The following is a 21842-nucleotide window of genomic DNA, read 5'->3' on the forward strand; positions in this document are numbered from 1 at the left end:
GGCAGACGTGGGCGCAGACTGTACAGAGTACCCGCCCGTGGGCTTCCGGTTGAAATCCGGCCGCTGATCCCCCCAATCTGGAACACAACGGGTGTGAGCGGCGTTACAGTTCGCCGCCCTGTCTTCGGAGGTGCCGCATGGCACAGGCAGTCCGGCCGCAGCACGGCCTTCTCTCTCTTCTGAACAGCGACGGCAAGGCCCATCCCGTCGAGAACACCCTCGTCGCCGTGACGCTGGTGTTCGGCGCGATCGCCTTCGCCACCGCCCATTTCCACCACCTTCACCTGCTGAGTTCCTGGACGGGACTGATCGGCATCGGCACCGGCGCATGGGGACAGTTCATCTCCGCCACCACCGGCGAGCGCTTCCTGCTGATCATCGGCCTCGGCGCCGCGGCGGTCGGCTTCTTCCTCGGCATGGCGCACGGCGGACTCTTCGGCGGGCTGCTCGGCTAGCCGGGCGGCGGGGGCTCCACCCCCCTACGCCCAGACGGGGCGCTCCCCAGTCACAGTAGGCTTCGGCGCGAGAGCCGGAGCCCCGACCCTGGGGACAAACCTGCCGAGGAGCGCCCCGCATGAGCCTGACCCTGAGGACCATCAGCCGAGAGCAGCATCTGGCGTACATCCAGAGCCTGCCTTCGGCGAGCCACATGCAGGTGCCGGCCTGGGCCGATGTGAAGTCCGAATGGCGCTCGGAGAACCTGGGCTGGTTCGACAAGACCGGGCAACTGGTCGGCGCGGGTCTGGTCCTCTACCGCCAGCTGCCCAAGATCAAGCGGTACCTCGCGTACCTGCCCGAAGGGCCGGTCATCAACTGGTACGCGCCGAATCTGGAGGACTGGCTCAAGCCGATGCTGGCGCACCTGAAGCAGCAGGGCGCCTTCTCGGTCAAGATGGGCCCGCCGGTGATCATTCGGCGCTGGGACTCCGCCGCGATCAAGTCGGGGATCCAGGACCCCGACGTCAAGCGCCTGCGTGACGTCGAGCCCACCCACATCGAGCCGCGCGCCTTCGAGGTGTCCGACAAGCTGCGCCGGATGGGCTGGCAGCAGGGCGAGGACGGCGGGGCCGGCTTCGGTGACGTCCAGCCCCGGTACGTCTTCCAGGTGCCGCTGGAGAACCGTTCGCTGGAGGACGTCCACAAGGGCTTCAACCAGCTGTGGCGCCGCAACATCAAGAAGGCCGAGAAGGCCGGCGTCGAGGTCGTCCAGGGCCGCTACGAAGATCTCGCCGAGTGGCAGCGCCTGTACGAGATCACCGCGGTGCGCGACAAGTTCCGGCCGCGGCCGCTCAGCTACTTCCAGCGGATGTGGGCAGCCCTCAACACCGAGGACCCCAACCGCATGCGGCTGTACTTCGCCCGGCACAACGGTGTGAACCTCTCCGCCGCGACGATGCTGGTCGTCGGCGGCCACGTCTGGTACTCCTACGGTGCCTCGGACAACATCGGCCGGGAGTTCCGGCCGTCCAACGCCATGCAGTGGCGGATGCTGCGCGACGCCTACGCGCTGGGCGCCACCGTCTACGACCTGCGTGGCATCAGCGACTCGCTCGACGAGAACGACCACCTCTTCGGCCTCATCCAGTTCAAGGTGGGCACGGGCGGGCAGGCAGCCGAGTACCTGGGCGAGTGGGACTTCCCGCTCAACAAGCTCCTGCACAAGGCGCTCGACATCTACATGTCGCGCCGCTGACCGTCACACCCCCTGTTCGACCGCATCGCAGCCACGAGAAAGGTTCCGGGCCCGGCCATGGCGCTCACCCTCTACGTCGACACCGCGCGCTGGCGGGCACACCAGCAGAGCGTTCTGCAGCAGTTCCCGGGTCTCGTCCCGGTCTGCAAAGGCAACGGTTACGGCTTCGGCCACGAGCGCCTCGCCGAGGAGACGACCCGGCTCGGCGCCGACCTCCTCGCCGTGGGGACGACGTACGAAGCGGCCCGCATGAAGGACTACTTCAGCGGTGACCTGCTCGTGCTGACCCCCTTCCGGCACGGCGAGGAACCGGTTCCGCTGCCGGACCGCGCCATCCGTTCGGTCTCCTCGGTCGAGGGCGTGGGCGGCCTGGTGGGCGCCCGGGTGGTCATCGAGGTCATGAGCAGCATGAAGCGCCACGGCGTACTGCCCGAGGACCTGCCGAAGCTGGCCGCGGCCATCGAGGACGTACGGCTGGAGGGCTTCGCCCTTCACCTGCCGCTGGACCGCACCGACGGCTCCGACGCGGTGGAGGAGGTCATCGGCTGGATGGACCGGCTGCGGGCCGCCCGTCTGCCGCTGCACACGATGTTCGTCAGTCACCTCAAGGCCGATGAGCTCCACCGCCTCCAGCAGCAGTTCCCGCAGACGCGCTTCCGCGCACGGATCGGCACCCGGCTGTGGCTCGGCGACCACGAGGCCACCCAGTACCGCGGCTCGGTCCTGGACGTCACCCGGGTCGGCAAGGGCGACCGCTTCGGTTACCGCCAGCAGAAGGCCGCCTCCGACGGCTACCTGGTCGTGGTGGCCGGCGGCACGTCGCACGGTGTGGGCCTGGAGTCGCCCAAGGCGCTGCACGGCGTGATGCCCCGCGCCAAGGGCGTAGCGCGGGCGGGCCTGGCGACCGTCAACCGCAACCTCTCGCCGTACGTGTGGGGGGGCAAGCAGCGGTGGTTCGCGGAGCCCCCGCACATGCAGGTCTCCATCCTCTTCGTGCCGGGTGACGCCCCCGAGCCCCACGTCGGGGAGGAACTGGTGGCGCACCTGCGGCACACCACGACGCAGTACGACCGCCTCGTGGACCGCTGAGCCGCGGTCGCTCGTACGGAACAGCACAGGCCCGGGGCCGCAGATCTGCTCTGCGGCCCCGGGCCTGTTCCGTACGCGCTGCTGCCGACCTGCTTACTTCCGGGCCGCACCCCAGCGCACCTGCGGTGCTCCCTCGAACTGCACAGCATGCCGTGGCAGGTGCTGTGCCCGGCCGAGCACGAAGACGTCCGGTGCGTGGTCCAGCACGCCGCCCGACGGATCGTCTTCGCCGTCCTTGCGTACGACGTCCCGCTCCGGCAGCAACACGTCGCGTACCACCACGGCACACAGGTACAGCGTCCCCAGCAGGTGCAGTGCCATGGCCAGCTGGTAGCCCTCCAGCGGCAGACCCTGGTGCTTGTCGCCGTTGCCGGTGTAGGCCAGGTACATCCAGATGCCGAGGAAGTACATGACCTCGCACGCCTGCCACACCAGGAAGTCACGCCAGCGCGGCCGTGCCAGCGCGGCGAGCGGGATCAGCCAGAGCACGTACTGCGGCGAGTAGACCTTGTTGGTGAGGATGAACAGCGCGACGACCAGGAAGGCGAGCTGCGCGAACCGTGGCCGGCGGGGTGCGTAGAAGGTGAGCAGCGCCAGAGCGCCGCACCCCACGATCATCAGCAGCGTCGCGTAGGTGTTCGCGTCCTCCAGCGGATTGCCGGTGCGCTGGGAGAGGAGCAGCCAGATCGATCCGAAGTCGATGGGCCGCTCCTGGCTGAAGGTGTAGAACTTCGCCCAGCCCTCCCGGAGGTGGAATCCGGACCCGTCGTGCGTGATCATCACCGGCACGTTGACGACCAGCCACGCGGCCGCGGCTCCGGCGACGGCCTTGCCGTAGGCACGCCACTGTCCGGCCCGCCAGCACAGGACGAGCAGCGGGCCGAGCAGCAGCACCGGGTACAGCTTCGCGGCGGTCGCGAGCCCGATGAACACACCCGCTGCGAGGGCTCGGCTGCGCGACCACATCAGCATCCCGACGGCGGTCAGCGCGACGGCCAGGAGGTCCCAGTTGATGGTGGCCGTGAGCGCGAGGGCGGGAGCGAGGGCGACCAGGAGGCCGTCCCAGGGGCGGCGGCGGTGGGTACGTGCCACGCAGACGGCGAGAGCGGCGGCACAGGCCATCAGCAGGCCGGCATTGACCAGCCAGTAGATCTGTTCCCGGTCCTGCATGGAGCCGCCGTGCGGGGTCAGCCAGGAGGCGACCTCCATGAACACGCCGGTCAGGACCGGGTATTCGAGGTACTCCATCTCGCCGGGCAGTCTGTCGAAGTACGGAATCAGACCGTCGGCGAAGCCACGGCCCGCGTACAGGTGGGGGATGTCGGAGTAGCAGGCGTGGGTGTACTGGCTGGTGGCGCCGAAGAACCACCCGCTCTCGTAGCACGGCAGTTTCTGCACCATGCCGAGCGCGAACATCCCGATCATGACGAGTGCGATGACGCGTACGGGGCTCCACCAGCCCGTGCCGAAGACCGCGCGCCGCCCGGCAGGGCCGCCGACCAGCTCGCTGCCGGCCGCCGCCACCTCGTCCCGTCGCGTCGGCCGTACGGGCTCGTCCTGTCGCACGCTCGTCATGCGCCCATCCTGCCGTACGGGCCTGGGCCGAACGCGGAGAAGCCCCCGGCCCGTATGCACGGGTCCGGGGGCTTCTCCGTCACGTTTCACGTTTCACGTGAAACAGTCACCGGTCAGTAGTCGCGTCGTCCCCCTGCCCCCGAGCCGCCGGCCGGGTGGCCGAAGATGCCGCCTTCGTCGCCCCCGGGGCCACCGGTGCCCGGGTCGGGTGTCGGAGTGGTGCCGCCGGAATCTCCGCCGCCCGGACGTCCACCGGTGTCCCCGCCGGTCGCACCACCGTTGGTCCGGCAGTTCAGGTCCCAGTCCGCGCACGTTTTGGTCGGCGTGGGGGTGGGCGTAGGACTGGTCGGTGCGGACTTGCTGGGGGTGGGCGTCGGGGAGCTGGGCGGGGGAGCGGACGGGGTGGGCTTCGGCGACGGGCTCATACCGTCCCCGTAGACCGTCTGGCCGATCGGCGCGGGCTGCGGGAAGCGTTCGAGCTTCTTGCCCTTCATGACCTGCGCCATGTAGTCCGCCCAGATACGCGCCGGGAACGACGCGCCGTGGACCTTCTTCTCGCCGCCCACGCCGTACATCTTGAGGAACTGCTGCTGCTTGGCCTGGTCGTCCACCCGCCACATGCCGATCGTGGTGGCCAGCTGCTTCGTGTAGCCGGCGAACCAGGCCGACTTGTTGTCGTCGGTGGTACCGGTCTTGCCGGCCGCCTCGCGCCCGCCGGGCAGCTTCGCCGCCGTACCGGTGCCCTTCTCCACCACGGTCTTCAGCACGTCCGTCACATTGTCCGCGACCGCGGCGCTGAAGCCCGTCTTGGGCTTCTTGGTGTGCTCGTACTTGGTCCGGCCGTCCTTCTCGACGGACTCGACCGAGTACGGATCGTCCTGCTGCCCGCTGGCCGCGAAGGTGGCGTACGCGCCGGCCAGCCGGATCGCGCTCGGCGCCGAGGTGCCCAGCGAGAAGGCCGGGGTGGTCTTCGCCATGCTCTGGTCGTCGCGGAGCCCCGCGGCGATGGCCGCTTCCTTCACCTTGTCGCGGCCGACATCCATGCCGAGCTGGATGTACGGGGTGTTCACCGAGAACTGCATGGCGGTGCGGAGAGTGACCTTGCCCTTGTCCTCGTTGCCGTCGTTCGCCTGGTGCCACTCCTTGCCGTCCTTGTCGTGCCAGACGGTCCCGTCGTAGTTGAGCAGCTTCAGCTTGTTGTCACCGTTGTAGATGCTGTTCGGCGAGACCCGCGTGCGCCGTTCGGGGTTGTGCGGGTCCCGTACGCCTTCGCTCATCGCCGACGCCAGCACGAACGGCTTGAAGGTCGAGCCGACCTGGACACCGGTGTAGTCGGCGTTGTTCGTGTAGTGCTGGGTCGCGTCCTTGCCGCCGTAGATGGCGACGATCTTGCCGGTGCCCGGTTCGACCGAGGCACCGCCGAACTGGACGTACTTGTCCACTTCGCGCTCGTCCGGCTTGATGTGTTCCTTGGTGACCTTGTCGACGGACGCCGCGAGTTCGTTGACCTGCTTCTCGTCGAAGGTCGTGTGAATCTCGTAGCCGCCCTTTTTGAGCATGGCGTCCGTGATCTTGGTGTTGGCCGTGATGTAGTTGTTGGCCAGGTCGACCAGGTAGCCCTTCTGGCCGCGGAGGTCCATGGCCTTCTTGGGCTTCAGCGGCATCGGGAAATCCTTGATCTGATCCCGGTCCGGCTTCTTCATCCGGCCTACCTCGACCTCGCGGTCCAGCGTCCACTTCCAGCGGTACTCGGCGCGCTTGAGGTTCGCGCCCTTGGTCTCCGTGGTGATGTACGGGTCGTACAGGTTGGGGCCGTTGAGCAGGGCGGCCATGAAGGCGCTCTCACTCGGGGTGAGCTTGTCGCAGTCCTTGCCGTAGTACGCCCGGGACGCGGCCTGGATGCCATACGCACCGCGGCCGTAGTAGGCGGTGTTGAGGTAGCCCGCCAGGATGTCCTTCTTGTCCTCCTTGATGCCCACCTTCACCGAGATGAACAGCTCGGTGAGCTTGCGCTTGATGGTCTGCGACTGGTCGAGGTAGGTGTTCTTCACGTACTGCTGGGTGATGGTGGAACCACTCTGGGTCTCACCACCCCTGGCCATGTTGAAGACGGCCCGCGCGATGCCCATCGGGTCGATGCCCGAGTCCTCGTAGAAGGAGGCGTTCTCGGCCGAGATCACCGCGTCCTGCATGGTCGCGGGGATGGAGGAGATCGGTACGATCTGCCGGTTGAGTTCACCACCGCCGGCGACGACCATCGGCTTGCCGTTGGACCAGTAGTAGACGTTCTTCTGCAGCTGCGACGCCTTCTGCGGGTCCGGGATGTCCACGTAGGCCAGTGCGATACCGGACGCTCCGACGATCAGCGCCAGAAACCCGATGCAGGTGCCGAGGGTCTGCTTCCACGAGGGCACGAACCGGCGCCAGCCGATCTTCCCGGCTCTCGGGTAGTCGATGATCCGCTTCTTGCCGGGCCTGCCTGCGCCCCGGCCACGTCCGCGGCCACCTTCATCACCACCGCCACCGCCACCACCACGGCGTCCGCCGCCGCGGCCGCCATGGCCACTGCCCGAGGCCATCGCCGCCGTGTCGGAGGCACGTCGTCGGCCGCCGCGTTGTGCGGCACGCCGGGCCTCGGCTCTGCCGCCGGCCGGCCGTTCCTGCCCGTACGCCCCGGAGTCGGGGCCGGGGGCAGGGGCGGAGCCGCGGGTGGGCGCGGCGCGGCGCCCCGGTGATTGCTGTGCGGCTCGTCGGGCCGCAGCACGTCCGCCGCCCTGCGGCTGGGGCGGTTTGCGACGGTGCTCGCTCATGGAACGAATACTCCTCGGGCAGGCGCGCTATCTATCTCGTCGCCTGAAGGCGGCAGTTGGCTTCAGGTCCCCCCGACGTACGGCACCCATATGGCGCATGGGGTCGCACTACACCGAGGACGGGGACGTCATGTTCCGCCCCGCGGTTCCCGGCAGTTTGCATGGCGCACAGACTACGCACGGCCAAAACCTGCCCACCGTCGAAATTCACTCCAAATCAGTCAGGTTGGGTAGAACGAAACGGTGATGTGATGGCGTTCACCGTCCCCCCTCTTGTTCCTCCCCGGGGGCCGATCTATCGTCTGGATGTATCGGATCGATACATCAGCTCGGCATAAAGAGCGCACGACACCAAGGAGGCGGACATGAGCAGGCGGTCCGGCATCCTTGAGTTCGCCGTCCTCGGACTGCTTCGCGAGTCCCCCATGCACGGCTATGAGCTGCGCAAACGGCTCAACACCTCACTGGGGGTCTTCCGTGCGTTCAGCTACGGCACGCTCTACCCCTGTCTGAAGGCACTGGTCGCCAACGGCTGGCTGACCGAAGAGACGGTCGGTTCTCCGGAACCCGCGTCCCTCACCAACCGCCGGGCGAAGATCGTCTACCGGCTGACGGCGGAGGGGAAGAGCCACTTCGAGGAGCTGCTCGCCCACTCCGGCCCGGACGCGTGGGAGGACGAGCACTTCGGCGTCCGCTTCGCCTTCTTCGGGCAGACCTCGCGCGACGTACGGATGCGGGTCCTCGAAGGCCGTCGCAGCCGGCTGGAGGAACGCCTCGAAAAGATGCGCACCTCCCTGGCCCGTTCGCGTGAGCGGCTGGACGACTACACCCTCGAACTTCAGCGGCACGGCATGGAGTCCGTGGAACGCGAGGTCCGGTGGCTCAACGAGCTGATCGAGAGCGAGCGCGCCGGCCGCGACCAGCGCGCCGTCGACCCTGCCGAGCAGCACCAGAAGGACACGTCAGGAGATGCGGGCGGCCTGCCCCGGCGTCGGGGTGGTTCCCGGCCGGATCCGTCCGATGACACCACCACATGAGGTCCCGCAGTCAGCGGGACCTTGTCGAGATCACAGGGAGCAACCGGAATGGGTTCGGTTCGCGTAGCCATCGCCGGCGTGGGCAACTGCGCCGCCTCGCTGGTACAGGGCGTCGAGTACTACAAGGACGCAGACCCGGACACCCGCGTGCCCGGCCTGATGCACGTGCAGTTCGGTGATTACCACGTGCGTGACATCGAGTTCGTGGCCGCCTTCGACGTCGACGCCAAGAAGGTCGGCCTCGACCTGGCGGACGCCATCGGCGCCAGCGAGAACAACACCATCAAGATCTGCGACGTGCCGAACTCCGGCGTGACCGTCCAGCGCGGACACACCCTCGACGGCCTGGGCAAGTACTACCGCCAGACCATCGAGGAGTCCGACGAGACGCCGGTCGACATCGTCCAGGTCCTCAAGGACCAGCAGGTCGACGTCCTGGTGTGCTACCTGCCCGTCGGCTCCGAGGACGCCGCGAAGTTCTACGCGCAGTGCGCCATCGACGCCAAGGTCGCCTTCGTCAACGCCCTCCCGGTCTTCATCGCCGGCACCAAGGAGTGGGCGGACAAGTTCACCGAGGCGGGTGTGCCGATCGTCGGTGACGACATCAAGTCCCAGGTCGGTGCCACGATCACGCACCGCGTGATGGCCAAGCTCTTCGAGGACCGGGGCGTCGTCCTGGACCGCACGATGCAGCTGAACGTCGGCGGCAACATGGACTTCAAGAACATGCTGGAGCGCGAGCGCCTGGAGTCCAAGAAGATCTCCAAGACCCAGGCCGTCACCTCGCAGATCCGCGACCGCGAGCTGGGCGAGGACAACGTCCACATCGGCCCGTCGGACTACGTCGCCTGGCTGGACGACCGCAAGTGGGCCTATGTGCGCCTGGAGGGCCGCGCCTTCGGCGACGTCCCGCTGAACCTGGAGTACAAGCTGGAGGTCTGGGACTCCCCGAACTCCGCCGGTGTCATCATCGACGCCCTGCGCGCCGCGAAGATCGCCAAGGACCGCGGCATCGGCGGCCCGGTGCTCTCCGCGTCCTCGTACTTCATGAAGTCGCCGCCGGTGCAGTACTTCGACGACGAGGCGCACGCCAACGTCGAGAAGTTCATCAAGGGTGAGGTCGAGCGCTAACCTCCGCGCCCTCCCCCGTGCTCACAGGCCCCCGGAAATTCCGTCCGGGGGCCTGTGAGCTGTGTGAGGCTGGGTCTCATGCCCGTTGTGCGTGACCTTCGCGTACTGCTCCAGCTGCGCGACTTCCGCTCCTTGCTGGCCGTGCGGCTGCTCTCCCAGGCCGCCGACGGCGTCTATCAGGTCGCGCTCGCCACGTACGTCGTCTTCTCACCCGAGAAACAGGCTTCTCCCGCGGCCATCGCCTCGGCCATGGCGGTCCTGCTGCTTCCGTACTCGCTCCTCGGCCCCTTCGCCGGCGTCCTCCTCGACCGCTGGCGCCGCCGGCAGGTGCTGCTGTACGGCAATCTGCTGCGCACCGCGCTCACCGCCGGAACCGCAGCCCTGATCACCGCCCAGGTCCCGGACTGGCTCTTCTACGCGTCCGCCCTCTCCGTCATGGCCGTCAACCGCTTCGTGCTGTCCGGGCTCTCGGCCGCCCTGCCCCGCGTGGTCGACGGTACGGAGCGCCTGGTGCTGGCCAATTCCCTGTCCCCGACCGCCGGCACTCTCGCGACCACCGCGGGCGGTGGTCTCGCCTTCACGGCACGGCTCGCGGGCATCGAGTCGAACTCGGCCGTCGTGGTGCTGGCCGCGGCCCTCTATCTCTGCGCTGCCGGGGTCTCCCTGCGGATGGCCCCGGGGCTGCTCGGGCCTGAACCCGGCGAGCTCCAGCCGCGGTTGCGCACCGCCGTGTCGAGCACCGCCCGTGGCCTGGTCGAGGGCCTGCGCCATCTTGCCGAGCGCCGTACCGCCGCGGTCGCGCTGACAGCGATGACCGCGCTGCGCTTCTGCTACGGAGCGCTGACGGTGATGGTGCTGATGCTGTGCCGGTACGCCTGGTCCGACAGCGAAGCGAACGGGCTGGCACTCCTCGGAATCGCCGTCGGCGTATCGGGGGCCGGCTTCTTCACCGCAGCGGTCGTCACGCCTCCGGCCGTAGCCCGGTTCGGTCCCCTGGCCTGGATGGCGTGCTGTGCGGGGCTGTCTGCCGTGCTGGCTCCGACTCTGGGGCTGGCCTTCGCGTACGGCCCGATGCTGGTGGCCGCCTTCGTGCTCGGCCTCAGTACTCAGGCAGCCAAGATCTCCACGGACACGGTGGTGCAGTCCTCGGTGGACGACGCCTTCCGCGGTCGCGTCTTCGCCGTCTACGACATGCTCTTCAACGTCGCCTACGTCGGCGCTGCGGCGGTGGCGGCGCTGATGCTGCCGCCGGACGGCAAGTCGAGTCTGCTCGTCATCGGCGTCGCCCTGCTGCACGCCGCGACCGCCGCCTTGCTGGTGCGCTTCCTGCGGAGCTGAGGCTCTGACCTCCAGCTGCTCCGGAAGCCACCGGCCGCAGGCACCGCAACAAGGTCGTCCTCTGCCTCGAAAACCTCAAGGAGTAGGGGACGCGACGCGTTTCACGTGAAACACGGTCCGGCTCCGGCGCCGTGTTTCACGTGAAACAGCAGGCTCAGCTCTGCGTGGCCCACCATTCCTGCAGGGCTGCGACGGCCTGGTCCCGCTCCATCGGCCCGTTCTCCAAGCGCAGTTCGAGCAGGTACTTGTACGCCTTGCCGACCGCCGGACCAGGGGCGACACCGAGGATCTGCATGATGTCGTTGCCGTCCAGGTCCGGCCGGATCGAGTCCAGCTCCTCCTGCTCCTGCAGACGCGCGATCCGCTCCTCCAGGCCGTCGTAGGCACGGGAGAGCGCGTTGGCCTTGCGCTTGTTGCGGGTGGTGCAGTCCGAACGCGTCAGCTTGTGCAGGCGCCCCAGCTGCGGCCCCGCGTCCCGCACGTACCGGCGGACCGCGGAGTCGGTCCACTCGCCCGTCCCGTAGCCGTGGAAGCGCAGATGCAGCTCCACCAGCAGCGAGACGTCCTTGATCATGTCGTTGGAGTACTTCAGCGCGGCCATCCGCTTCTTGGTCATCTTCGCCCCCACGACCTCGTGATGGTGGAAGGAGACCCGCCCGTCGCTCTCGAAGCGCCGCGTCTTCGGCTTGCCGATGTCGTGCAGCAGCGCCGCCAGCCGCAGCACCAGGTCCGGACCGTCCTCTTCGAGGTCGATGGCCTGCTCCAGCACCGTCAGCGAGTGCTCGTAGACGTCCTTGTGACGGTGATGTTCGTCACTTTCCAGCCGCAGGGCGGGCAGCTCCGGCAGCACCCGGTCGGCGATCCCCGTGTCGACCAGCAGCCTGAGCCCCTTGCGCGGGTGTGCGCCCAGCAGCAACTTGTTCAGTTCGTCCCGCACCCGCTCGGCGGAGACGATGTCGATGCGCTCGGCCATGGCCTTCATGGCGGAGACGACGTCCTCGGCCACCTCGAAGTCCAGCTGCGCCGCGAACCGGGCGGCCCGCATCATCCGGAGCGGGTCGTCGGAGAACGACTCCTCCGGCGTCCCGGGCGTCCGCAGGACGCGCGCCGCCAAGTCCTCCAGACCGTTGTGCGGGTCGATGAACTCCTTCTGCGGCAGCGCCACCGCCATGGCGTTCACCGTGAAGTCCCGGCGCACCAGATCCTGCTCGATGGAGTCGCCGTAGGACACCTCGGGCTTGCGCGAGGTCCGGTCGTACGCCTCGGAGCGGTACGTGGTGACCTCGATGTCGAACGAGTCCTTCTTGCAGCCGACCGTGCCGAAGGCGATACCGACCTCCCACACCGCGTCCGCCCACGGCCGCACGATCCGCAGCACGTCCTCGGGGCGGGCATCGGTGGTGAAGTCCAGGTCGTTGCCGAGCCGGCCGAGCAGGGCGTCCCGCACCGAACCGCCGACCAGGGCAAGCGTGAACCCGGCCTCCTGGAAACGGCGGGCCAGGTCGTCCGCGACAGGGGAGACCCGCAACAGTTCGCCGACGGCACGGCGCTGCACCTGGCTCAGTGCGCTCGTCGGCTGCGAGGTCCGCTCGGACTGCGGGGCGAGGAAGTCATTGTTGGCGTTCGGCACAACAGAACAGGGTACGGGTCCGCGCCCGGCGAAGCGTCCTGTCGCCCGCCTTGCCGGGCATCCCCGGGAAAAGGGGACAAGGCCCTCCGGCGGCCGGCCGCCGGGCGATCTTGTGGAGCAGTCCCCAGCACTTCGGCACAGCAGGTCTCGTTACCATGCGTGGACGCACATTCCGACGACCACTGACGACGACGAGGGACGGGCGAACGCGTGGCCGAGGCGGCAGGGTTGCAAGGGAGTGAACGGCCGCGCGGCCGGTGGTCGCGCCGGGTCGCGGCACTGGTCGCCGGAGTGCCTTTGCTGATGGCGATGGTGCAGTTCCCGGTCGCCCCCGAAGCCCGTGCCGCCGGGCCGCGCACCGTCGACGTCTCCATCGACGCGCTCACGCCCACCGTGCCGAAGAAGGACGACACGCTCACCGTCTCCGGCACACTCACCAACCGCAGCGACGCACCGGTCACCGACGCTCATGTGGGTCTGCGGCGGGGCCAGGCCCTCACCAGCCGCAGCGCCATCGACACGGCCGCCAAGCGCACCGGCTTCTCGTCCGGCGCGGACGGCGAGGAGATCAAGGACCGCACGCAGAAGATCGACAAGCTGGCCCCGGGCGTCAGCCGCACCTTCACCCTCCAGGTGCCGGTCAAGGATCTCGGCCTGGGGGACGACGGCGTCTACCAGCTCGGCGTCTCCTTGTCCGGCCGGTCCGGCGACTCCTCGTACGAGCAGGTGCTCGGCGCCCAGCGCACGTTCCTGCCCTGGCAGACCTCCGACGTGGCGAAGAAGTCCCAGCTCACGTACTTGTGGCCGCTGATCTCCTCGACGCACCTCACCGCGGAGACGGACGCGGACGCGGAGCAGACCCCCGTCTTCCGCAACGACAACCTGGCCGCGGAGATCGCTCCCGGCGGACGGCTCCAGCAGCTCGTGGCGCTCGGCAAGGACCTCCCCGTCACCTTCGTCATCGACCCGGACGTGCTCGCCTCTGTCGACGCGATGACCAAGACGTACAAGGTCGAAGGCCCTAACGGCCCCACGGCGGGCAAGAACCAGGCCGTCGCCAAGCAGTGGCTGGCCCAGGTGGAGGAGGCCGTCAAGACCCACGAGGTCGTCGCCCTCCCCTTCGCCGACCCCGACCTGGCCTCGCTCGCCCACCGCGGCAAGGAGGTCCCCAGCGCCCTGGGCCACCTCGGGCCCGCCACGACGCTGGCGGCCACGACCGTGGAGACGATCCTGGGCGTCAAGCCCCGTACCGACTTCGCCTGGCCCGCGGAGGGCGCCGTCGACTCCTCGATCGTCGACGTGGCCACCTCCGGCGGCGCGCACAACATCATCGCCCGCAGCGACAGCCTCCAGGAGAACGACCTCTCCTACAGCCCGACGGCGGCCCGTCCCATCGGCGGCGGGAACACCGCGATCGTCTCGGACGCCCGGCTGTCCACCGCCTTCGAGGGCGACCTGTCCAAGGCCGAGAACTCCACCCTCGCGATCCAGGAGTTCCTCGCCCAGAGCCTGATGGTCAACGGCCAGGAGCCCGAGCGGCAGCGCAACATCGTCGTCGCCCCGCAGCGCACACCGTCGGTCAGTCAGGCCCAGGCCATGGCCGCCGGCGTGAAGAGCCTGGTACCCGGCCGCTGGACCGAACCGATGAACCTGGCGAGCGCCGCCAAGGCCACGCCGGACCCCGACGCCAACCGCGTCGTGCCCCGGAGCTCCGCGTATCCGGCCTCGCTGCGCGAGCAGGAACTGCCGACCGCGGCCTTCGAAGAAATCCAGGAGACCCAGAGCACGCTGGACGACTTCGAGCCCGTCCTGTCCCAGCCGCCCCGCGTGGTGACGCCGTTCGGCAACGCCATCATGCGGGAGATGTCGACCGAGTGGCGCGGCGACGAGGCGGGCGCCGCGGTCTTCCGCAGCTCCGTACGCACCTACCTCGACGGTCTGACGAAGAACGTGCAGCTGATCCAGAAGTCGGACGCGACGCTCTCCGGGCGCAGCGCGACCATTCCGGTGACGGTGCAGAACAACCTGGTGCAGGGCGTGAAGAACCTGACGCTGGAGCTGACGTCCTCGCAGCCCAACCGTCTCGACACAGGTGAGCCGCAGGAGATCACGGTGGACGGCGGCCACAGCCAGTCGTTCAAGTTCGACACGACGGCGAACGCCAACGGTCCCGTGCAGGTGACGGCGCAGCTCTACACCTCCGAGGGCAAGCTGTACGGCCGGCCGATGACCTTCCAGGTCAACGTCACCGAGATCACCTCGACGATCATGCTCGTGATCGCCGGCGGTGTGCTGCTGCTCGTCCTCGCCGGGGTGCGCATCTACCTCCAGCGCAAGCGTGCCGCCCGGCACGGCGGGGAAGGGCCCGACGGCGGCGAGAGCGCCGGCGGGACCGGCGGTGGCGAGGGGTCCGGCGGAGCCGGCGGCGAAGGGGCCGACGGCGGCAGCGGGAACAGCGGCGGAACCGACGACGGCGGCACGGACGGTGACGGGCCGGTGCAGCCGGGTGACCCCGGGCCGGACACCGGTTCGGGAAGCACGGACCCGTCCGGCTCAGGTGAGAAAGTGGACCGTTGATAGATGGCGGGGCCGGATGGCCGGCGACGGATGAGGTGGGGCAGCGATGAATGCGCCGTACGACGGTGACCGCGGCAGGGGTGCGCGCGGCACTCCTGCGGGTCAGGGACCGCCGACGCCTCAGGGGCAGCCGCCCCAGGACCCGTACGTGCAGGACGCGTACGCCAACGACCCGTACCGGTCGCAGGACCCCACGGCCCAGGACCCGGTGAACGACGTCCTCTACGACCGGTCGGCCCACCCCCCGCCGCCCCCCGGCCAGGCCCCGCACCCGCTCTACCAGCAGCCGCCTGCCCCGCAGCACACTCCGGACCCCCAGGTGTGGGCCCCGCCCCCGCCTCCCGAGCCCCAGGGCCCGACCCGGCACCTGCCGTACGGTGACGACGCCGCCACGACACAGTTCGTGGGGGTGGACGACCTCATCACGCAGGCCGCCGACGAGCGCCCCGGGCAGGACGCCTTCGCGCACCTGTACCGGGACCAGCAGCAACCGTACGAACCGCAGCGTCCCTACGAGCAGCAGCGGCCCCAAGAAGCGCAGCAGCCGCCGTACGGCCAGCAACGCCCGTACGGGCAGCAGCGTCCCCCGGAAACACAGCAGCCTTACGGACAGCAGCGCCCCCAGGAAACCCAGCAGCCGTACGGACAGCAGCCCCCGCAAGGAACACAGCAGCCTTACGGCCAGCAGCGCCCGGACGAGCCGCAGCAGGCGATGACGCCGCAGCCGGACCCCGTTCCGCAGGCCGCCGCCGTACCGGAGCAGCCGCCTGCACCGGTGCCCGCGCCGGAGCCCGCCAAGCGTTCCGGCGGGCGCGCCTCCAGCCTGCTGAAGTCCAGCGCCGTCATGGCCGCGGGCACGCTGGTCTCCCGCATCCTCGGTTTCGTCCGCAACCTCGTCATCGCCGCGGCGATCGGCGTCGGCACCCTCAACGACTCGTACCAGGTCGCCAACACCCTGCCGACGATGATCTACATCCTGGTCGGCGGCGGCGCCCTGAACGCCGTCTTCATCCCGCAGCTGGTGCGGGCCATGAAGAACGACGAGGACGGCGGCGAGGCGTACGCCAACCGGCTCCTGACCCTGGTCACCGTGCTGATGGCCGGTGTCACCACGGTCTGCGTGCTGGCGGCGCCGGTCTTCATCGGCATGATGTCGCCGAAGATCGCCTCGGACCCCGAGCAGATGGACGTCGCGGTCGCCTTTGCCCGCTACTGCCTGCCGACCATGTTCTTCATGGGCGTGCACGTCGTACTGGGGCAGATCCTCAACGCCCGCGGCCGGTTCGGCGCGATGATGTGGACCCCGGTCCTCAACAACATCATCGTGATCGCCACCTTCGGCGCGTTCATCTGGGTCTTCGGCAGCTTCTCGCACAGCGGTGTGGGCGCGGGCAACGTCTCCGCCGACGCGGTCCGGCTGCTGGGCATCGGCACCCTGCTCGGACTGACCGTGCAGGCGCTCGCCATGTTCCCCTACCTCCGGGACGCCGGTTTCCGGCTCCGTCCCCGCTTCGACTGGCGCGGGCACGGACTCGGCAAGGCCGCCCGGCTCGCCAAGTGGACCTTCTTCTTCGTTCTCGCCAACCAGCTCGGCCTGATCGTGGTGACCCAGATCGCCACCTGGGCCGGCTCGGTGGCCGAGAGCGAAGGCCACTCCGGCACCGGTATCACCGCCTACAACTACGCGTTGCAGCTCTGGCAGATGCCGCAGGCCATCATCACCGTCTCGGTCATGACCGCCGTCCTGCCCCGCATCTCCCGGGCCGCTCACGACGGGGACGTCACCGCCGTGCGCGACGACATCTCCTACGGGCTGCGGACCTCGGCGGTGGCCATCGTGCCGTGCGCCTTCGCGTTCGTGGCGCTCGGTGTGCCGATGGCGACGCTGATGTTCTCCAGCGCCGGCACCGGCGCCACCAACATCGGTTACGTGATCATGGCGTTCGGACTGGGCCTGATTCCGTACTCCGCGCAGTACGTCATCCTGCGGGGTTTCTACGCCTACGAGGACACCCGCACGCCGTTCTTCAACACGGTGATCGTCGCCGTCGTCAACGCGGCGGCTTCCGGGCTGTGCTTCCTCCTCCTGCCGGCCCGCTGGGTCGTGGTCGGCCTCGCGGCCTCCTATGGCCTGGGATACGCCGTCGGCGTCGGCGTGGCCTGGCGGCGCCTGCGCACACGGCTGGGTGGCGACCTGGACGGACCGCACGTCATTCGTACGTACGCCCGTCTCGCCGGTGCCTGTGTGCCCGCCGCTCTGGTCGGCGGCGCGGCCGCATACGGAATCACCCTGGCGCTCGGCAGCGGGGTCACCGGATCGCTGGCCGCCTTGGCCGGTGGCGGTGTCACACTGATCGCCGTCTTCTTCCTCGCCGCGAAACGGATGCGGGTCGAGGAGATGAACGCCATGGTCGGCATGGTCCGCGCCAAGCTGGGGCGCTGAGCGGGCACAACCATCGGCCGCAACCGTGTGTCGTGCATAGTGGCGGACTGTGGGCACAATTGTCTTGGCTCGTAGAGCCTGCAACGGATGGGGAGGCAGGAACGACGGTGGCGGAACGGAGCACGGCTGCCGTCGACGTGGCCGACACGAGCGGTGACGAACCGCTGACCGCCCAGGCGGGACAGGCCACGGACGACGGTGCGGAGGCCGAGAGCGTAACCGGCACGGACCAGGACACCGCACGCACCGGCGAACAGCCTGCCGCGGTGGCCGACACCAAGCCGCCCGAACTGCACAGCGGCCACAAGCTCGCCAGACGCTACCGCCTGGAGGAGTGCGTCACCCGTCTGGACGGATTCAGCAGCTGGCGTGCGGTCGACGAGAAACTGCGCCGTGCCGTCGGCGTACACATCCTGCCCGCGGACCACCCGCGCGCCCGCCCCGTGCTGTCCGCCGCGCGCTCCGCCGCGCTGCTCGGCGACCCCCGCTTCGTGCAGGTCCTCGACGCCGTCGAGGAGAACGACCTCGTCTACGTCGTGCACGAGTGGCTGCCGGACGCCACGGAGCTCACCGCGGTGCTCGCGAGCGGCCCGCTCGAACCCCACGACGCCTACCAGCTCGTCAGCCAGGTCTCCCAGGCCATGGCCGCCGCCCACCGGGAAGGCCTGGCCCATCTCAGGATCAACCCCGGCTCGGTGCTGCGGACCGAGTCCGGGCAGTACCGCATCCGCGGCCTGGCCGTGATGGCCGCGCTGCGCGGCATCACCAGCGAGCACCCGCAGCGCACGGACACCGAGGCGATCGGCGCTCTCCTGTACGCCGCCCTCACCCAGCGCTGGCCGTACGAGAGCGACGCGTACGGCCTGTCGGGGCTGCCCAAGGACATCGGCATGATCCCGCCGGACCAGGTACGGGCCGGAGTGCACCGCGGCCTGTCCGAGCTGGCCATGCGTGCGCTGGTCAACGACGGTGCCACCGCCTCCCGCCAGGAACCGGCCTGCACCACTCCGGAAGAACTGGCGAAGGCCGTCACGGCCATACCGCGCATCCGCCCGCCGGAGACGTCCTTCACCTCACCGCCGCCCTACCAGCGCACCGCCTTCCAGCAGGGCTCGTACGGGCAGCCCCCGTCGCGCAGCGGCGGGGCGCCGGCCCGGGCGGCGGCGGTGCCCGCTCCGCCGCCGCCGCTGCAGAGCCGCACCGGCCGGGCCCTGAAGTGGTGCGTGTCCGGACTGCTGATCGCGGCGCTGGGGCTCGGCAGCTGGCAGCTGGCGGACACCCTCCTGCAGGACGAGGGCCAGGACAGCCAGGAGAGCACGCAGCCCGAAAGCGGCAAGCAGAAGAAGCCCGTACCGAAGCCGATCAAGATCGACAGCGCTACGGAGTTCTCTCCGCGTACCAGTTCGCCCGTCGGCGGACGCTACAGCCCGGCGTCGAACGCCGTGGACGGGGACCCGGGCACCGCCTGGGTGACCGGGCTGTTCAAGGGCTGGGCGAACTTCGGCAACCTCCCGCAGCGCGCGGACGGCAGCGGTCTGGTCGTCGACCTCGGCAGCGTCCAGGACGTCTCCGAGGTGCAGGCCAGCATGTACCGGCCGGGGCAGACGGCCGAGGTGCTCGCCGCCGATCCCGAAGTGTCGAACCCGACGACGCTCAACGCGTTCACCAAGCGCCTCTCGAAGCTGGAGAAGGCCGGCACCTCGCTGACCGCGAAGCTGGACAAGCCCGTCAAGACGCGTTACGTCCTGATCCACATCACCGAGCTGCCCAGCGACGACGAGGAAGACGGCTTCCGGGGCGGCATCTCGGAGATCAAGGTCAGCGGCTGACCCTTCGAGCGCCCTTCGCGGGGCGCTCGAAGGGCACGGTCTGCTCCCCGCTCCCCGCTCTCGCGGGATCCGGCCAATTTCACGAGGACCGAGCACGTGCTGCATCAGCAGCGCGTGCTCGTTTTTTCGCGAAGCGGCGGGTGGTCCGACAGGTGACTTCGACCCGAATTCCGGCGATTACCCGTGAATCCGGCTACTGCCACCGAAGAAGGGCCGTCAGCACACCGGGGCTCCGGCCGACGCATCGGCCGGAGCCCCGGAAAATCGGAACCTACTTACGCTTCAGTTCCACTTGGTGCAATACACCTTATTGTTGCCGAAGTACCCACAGGCCCGCACCGAGTATCCGGGGCCGTCGTTCTGCAGCTTGTTGTTCGCGATCGACGCCGTGTCACCCGGGTCGAGAGTGACCCGGCGCTTCTGCACCAATCCCTTCCAGGTCTTTCCGCCGTTGCGGGAGACGTCCATCCAGAGCGCCCCCTCGCTGTCGCTCCCGTTCGACGTCATGCTGGCCATCGTCCAGTCGTGACCGTCCTTGCAGCGGTAGACGAGGAGCTTGACCGTGGCGTGCCCGCCGTAGGTCTTCACCGACAGCGTCTTGCGGTAGCTGCAGCTGCCCTTGGAGTACGCGGACGCCGAACCCGGCATCGCACCCACGGCAATGACCGAGGCCACCGCGATCAGCAGAAGACGCTTGAGGTTTTTCATACAGCAATTCCTTGAATCTTTGTCGACGGGTGGGAAGCAGTCGGCCGAACCGTTCCACAGCGGCCGATTCCCGGCGATCCGTTTTTGTGCGGCGTCTTGATCGTTTCAGCCGTCACCGCGCCTCGGCAACTCTCGCAATACGCACTTTCAAGGCGGCGAAGTGATGGCGCGCGCAGCGCCGAACAGCAGTCGGCGCCCGCCGTGCCGGAGACCGGCCCCGCGTCTGACCGGCGTTTACTTTCGCAGCCCGGCGGGCTTCAATGGAGCCACCTATCCGCTACCCGCCGCGAGCAGGGGGACATGTGGGGCCTGAGACGGGCGGCTCTGACGTGGTGAGCGACGGCGACCTCCTCGCGCGCCACGTGGCCGGCGACCCCGACGCCTTCGGCGAGATAGTCCGGCGCCACCGCGACCGGCTCTGGGCGGTGGCGCTGCGCACCCTCGGTGACCGGGAAGAAGCAGCGGACGCCGTGCAGGACGCACTCGTCTCGGCCTACCGGGCCGCTCACACCTTCCGCGGTCAGTCGGCCGTCACGACCTGGCTGCACCGCATCACCGTCAACGCCTGTCTGGACCGGGCACGCAAAGCGGCCTCCCGCCGTACGTCCCCCGTCGCCGAGACAGAGCGGCTGGAGCAGCTGCTGGAACCGCACGAGTCCGCCGCCGTGCCGGCCGAGCGGCAGGATCTGCACCGGGAACTGCTCGGTGCGCTGCGCACCCTGCCCGAGGAACAACGTGCGGCGCTGGTCCTCGTTGACATGCAGGGATATCCGGTGGCCGAGGCCGCCGCGATCCTCGACGTCCCCACGGGGACGGTGAAGAGCCGCTGTGCGCGAGGCCGGGCCCGGCTTCTTCCGATGCTCACCCATCTGCGCCCGGGTGAAGGGGATAGCAGACCCGTCGGCGGGGGAAGGAACCGGGCGCAGGGGACATCCGTCCCAGAGGCGGCAGGGCCGAAGGACACAGATGCCGTGAAGGGCGGAGGTGGGCGCTCGTGACTTCGACGACCGACACGGACGAGCACCCGGAGGTCTCCGAGATCTCCGCGCTCACGGACGGGCTGCTCTCCCCGTCCCGCACCGCGGACCTACGCGATCACCTCGCGTGCTGCGAGCTGTGCGAGGACGTCCATGCCTCCCTGGAGGAGATCCGGGGCCTGCTGGGCACCCTTCCAGGGCCTGCGCGGATGCCGGCCGACGTGGCGGAGCGCATCGACGCGGCGCTGGCAGCCGAGGCGCTGCTCGACTCCACCGCACCGGACCAGGAGCCGGTGGTGCGGGAGATTCCGGCCGCCACGACCGTCCCTGTTTCACGTGAAACCGACATCGCCCCCGCTACCGTCGCCGTCCCTCCCGCGTCCGTCACCCGACCCGCAGGGCACCCTCGGGCGGCTTCCGGTCCGGGGCGCCGCACAGCCGGCGGCCGGCCCCGCAACCGACGCTGGCCGAGGGCGCTGCTCGGTGCCGCCGCTGCCGCGGCGGTCATCGGCGTCGGCGGGATCGTCATCCAGAACGTGTCCTCCGGCAGTGGCCAGGGGACAGCACAGAAGCCGCACACCGAAGCCGCGGAGAAGAGCGCCGGTGCCGCGTCCGCGCTGACGTCCGCCACCCTGGAATCGCGGGTCCACGACCTGCTGGCCTCGTCCCACACCAAGAAGGCGCCGGACGTCGGCACACAGAGCTCTCCCGACACCCCGCTGCGGGGCGCTACGGATACCGTGCCGTCCTGCGTCCAGCGCGGCACCGGACGGCCGGAGACCCCCCTGGCAGCCACGCACAGCACCTACGAGGGCCAGGAAGCCTACCTCCTGGTGCTGCCGCACCCGACCGACGCCGACCGCGTCTCCGCCTACGTCATCTCCTCCTCCTGCGTCTCCGCGTCTCCGCCGGCTCCGGGCAAGGTGCTGCTGACCCACTCGTACCGGCGGGCCTGAACCGGCGGTAAGAGCGCCGGGGCTCCGCGGGAATGCTTGCCCCTTAGGA

15 protein-coding genes are annotated in these 21842 nt (G+C 69.2%); 11 read left to right on the forward strand and 4 right to left on the reverse strand.

Annotation, left to right across the window (positions count from 1 at the left end; translation table 11 throughout):
• The first annotated feature begins 137 nt into the window (after nt 1–137).
• From OEIGOIKO_RS20500 to OEIGOIKO_RS20510, 3 genes are all read left to right on the forward strand, one after another.
• On the forward strand, nt 138–455 hold the full coding sequence (locus OEIGOIKO_RS20500) for a hypothetical protein (protein ID WP_031007735.1): 318 nt from the start codon (nt 138–140) through the stop codon (nt 453–455).
• 119 nt (nt 456–574) lie between these two features.
• Nucleotides 575–1693, forward strand: a complete 1119-nt coding sequence (locus OEIGOIKO_RS20505; RefSeq protein WP_125055274.1) for a lipid II:glycine glycyltransferase FemX — start codon at nt 575–577, stop codon at nt 1691–1693.
• A gap of 57 nt (nt 1694–1750) precedes the next feature.
• The gene (locus tag OEIGOIKO_RS20510) at nt 1751–2782 is read left to right on the forward strand and encodes an alanine racemase (RefSeq protein ID WP_125055275.1); all 1032 of its coding nucleotides are present in this window, start codon (nt 1751–1753) and stop codon (nt 2780–2782) included.
• A 93-nt stretch (nt 2783–2875) separates the two neighbouring features.
• Here OEIGOIKO_RS20510 and OEIGOIKO_RS20515 read toward each other — a convergent pair whose 3' ends face one another.
• Both OEIGOIKO_RS20515 and OEIGOIKO_RS20520 read right to left on the reverse strand, forming a co-directional pair.
• Nucleotides 2876–4357: a glycosyltransferase family 87 protein gene (locus OEIGOIKO_RS20515; RefSeq protein ID WP_125055276.1), complete on the reverse strand. Its 1482-nt coding sequence runs from the start codon at nt 4355–4357 to the stop codon at nt 2876–2878.
• A 113-nt stretch (nt 4358–4470) separates the two neighbouring features.
• The gene (locus OEIGOIKO_RS20520; protein ID WP_125055277.1) at nt 4471–7167 is read right to left on the reverse strand and encodes a transglycosylase domain-containing protein; all 2697 of its coding nucleotides are present in this window, start codon (nt 7165–7167) and stop codon (nt 4471–4473) included.
• A 365-nt stretch (nt 7168–7532) separates the two neighbouring features.
• Here OEIGOIKO_RS20520 and OEIGOIKO_RS20525 point away from each other — a divergent pair, with 365 nt between their 5' ends.
• From OEIGOIKO_RS20525 to OEIGOIKO_RS20535, 3 genes are all read left to right on the forward strand, one after another.
• Nucleotides 7533–8204 carry a PadR family transcriptional regulator gene (locus OEIGOIKO_RS20525; RefSeq protein WP_125055278.1) on the forward strand — a complete coding sequence of 224 codons (672 nt, stop codon included), beginning with the start codon at nt 7533–7535 and terminating at the stop codon, nt 8202–8204.
• 48 nt (nt 8205–8252) lie between these two features.
• Nucleotides 8253–9335 carry an inositol-3-phosphate synthase gene (locus OEIGOIKO_RS20530; RefSeq protein ID WP_125046027.1) on the forward strand — a complete coding sequence of 361 codons (1083 nt, stop codon included), beginning with the start codon at nt 8253–8255 and terminating at the stop codon, nt 9333–9335.
• 78 nt (nt 9336–9413) lie between these two features.
• Nucleotides 9414–10673, forward strand: coding sequence for an MFS transporter (locus OEIGOIKO_RS20535; protein ID WP_125055279.1), 1260 nt, complete (start codon nt 9414–9416; stop codon nt 10671–10673).
• A 154-nt stretch (nt 10674–10827) separates the two neighbouring features.
• Here the strand turns inward: OEIGOIKO_RS20535 and OEIGOIKO_RS20540 are convergent, their stop codons facing one another.
• The gene (locus OEIGOIKO_RS20540) at nt 10828–12303 is read right to left on the reverse strand and encodes a CCA tRNA nucleotidyltransferase (protein ID WP_125055280.1); all 1476 of its coding nucleotides are present in this window, start codon (nt 12301–12303) and stop codon (nt 10828–10830) included.
• 210 nt (nt 12304–12513) lie between these two features.
• Here OEIGOIKO_RS20540 and OEIGOIKO_RS20545 point away from each other — a divergent pair, with 210 nt between their 5' ends.
• From OEIGOIKO_RS20545 to OEIGOIKO_RS20555, 3 genes are all read left to right on the forward strand, one after another.
• A complete protein-coding gene (locus OEIGOIKO_RS20545; protein WP_170251780.1) occupies nt 12514–14880 on the forward strand; it encodes a DUF6049 family protein in 2367 nt (788 codons plus the stop codon).
• Between the two features lie 46 nt (nt 14881–14926).
• Complete coding sequence (gene murJ / locus OEIGOIKO_RS20550; RefSeq protein ID WP_125055281.1) at nt 14927–17323, forward strand: murein biosynthesis integral membrane protein MurJ; 2397 nt, start codon at nt 14927–14929, stop codon at nt 17321–17323.
• 107 nt (nt 17324–17430) lie between these two features.
• Nucleotides 17431–19152 (forward strand): protein kinase family protein, encoded by a 1722-nt coding sequence (locus OEIGOIKO_RS20555; RefSeq protein WP_125055282.1) that lies wholly within the window; start codon nt 17431–17433, stop codon nt 19150–19152.
• A 282-nt stretch (nt 19153–19434) separates the two neighbouring features.
• Here OEIGOIKO_RS20555 and OEIGOIKO_RS20560 read toward each other — a convergent pair whose 3' ends face one another.
• A complete protein-coding gene (locus OEIGOIKO_RS20560; protein ID WP_125055283.1) occupies nt 19435–19860 on the reverse strand; it encodes a hypothetical protein in 426 nt (141 codons plus the stop codon).
• Between the two features lie 302 nt (nt 19861–20162).
• On the opposite strand from OEIGOIKO_RS20560, the gene sigM reads away from it, so the two are divergent.
• Both sigM and OEIGOIKO_RS20570 read left to right on the forward strand, forming a co-directional pair.
• Nucleotides 20163–20858, forward strand: a complete 696-nt coding sequence (sigM, locus tag OEIGOIKO_RS20565; protein WP_125046033.1) for an RNA polymerase sigma factor SigM — start codon at nt 20163–20165, stop codon at nt 20856–20858.
• A complete protein-coding gene (locus OEIGOIKO_RS20570; protein WP_125055284.1) occupies nt 20855–21793 on the forward strand; it encodes an anti-sigma factor family protein in 939 nt (312 codons plus the stop codon). Before sigM ends, OEIGOIKO_RS20570 begins: the two co-directional genes overlap by 4 nt.
• Nucleotides 21794–21842 lie beyond the last annotated feature (49 nt).

The sequence above is a fragment of the Streptomyces paromomycinus genome (assembly GCF_003865155.1).
Lineage (GTDB): Bacteria > Actinomycetota > Actinomycetes > Streptomycetales > Streptomycetaceae > Streptomyces > Streptomyces chrestomyceticus.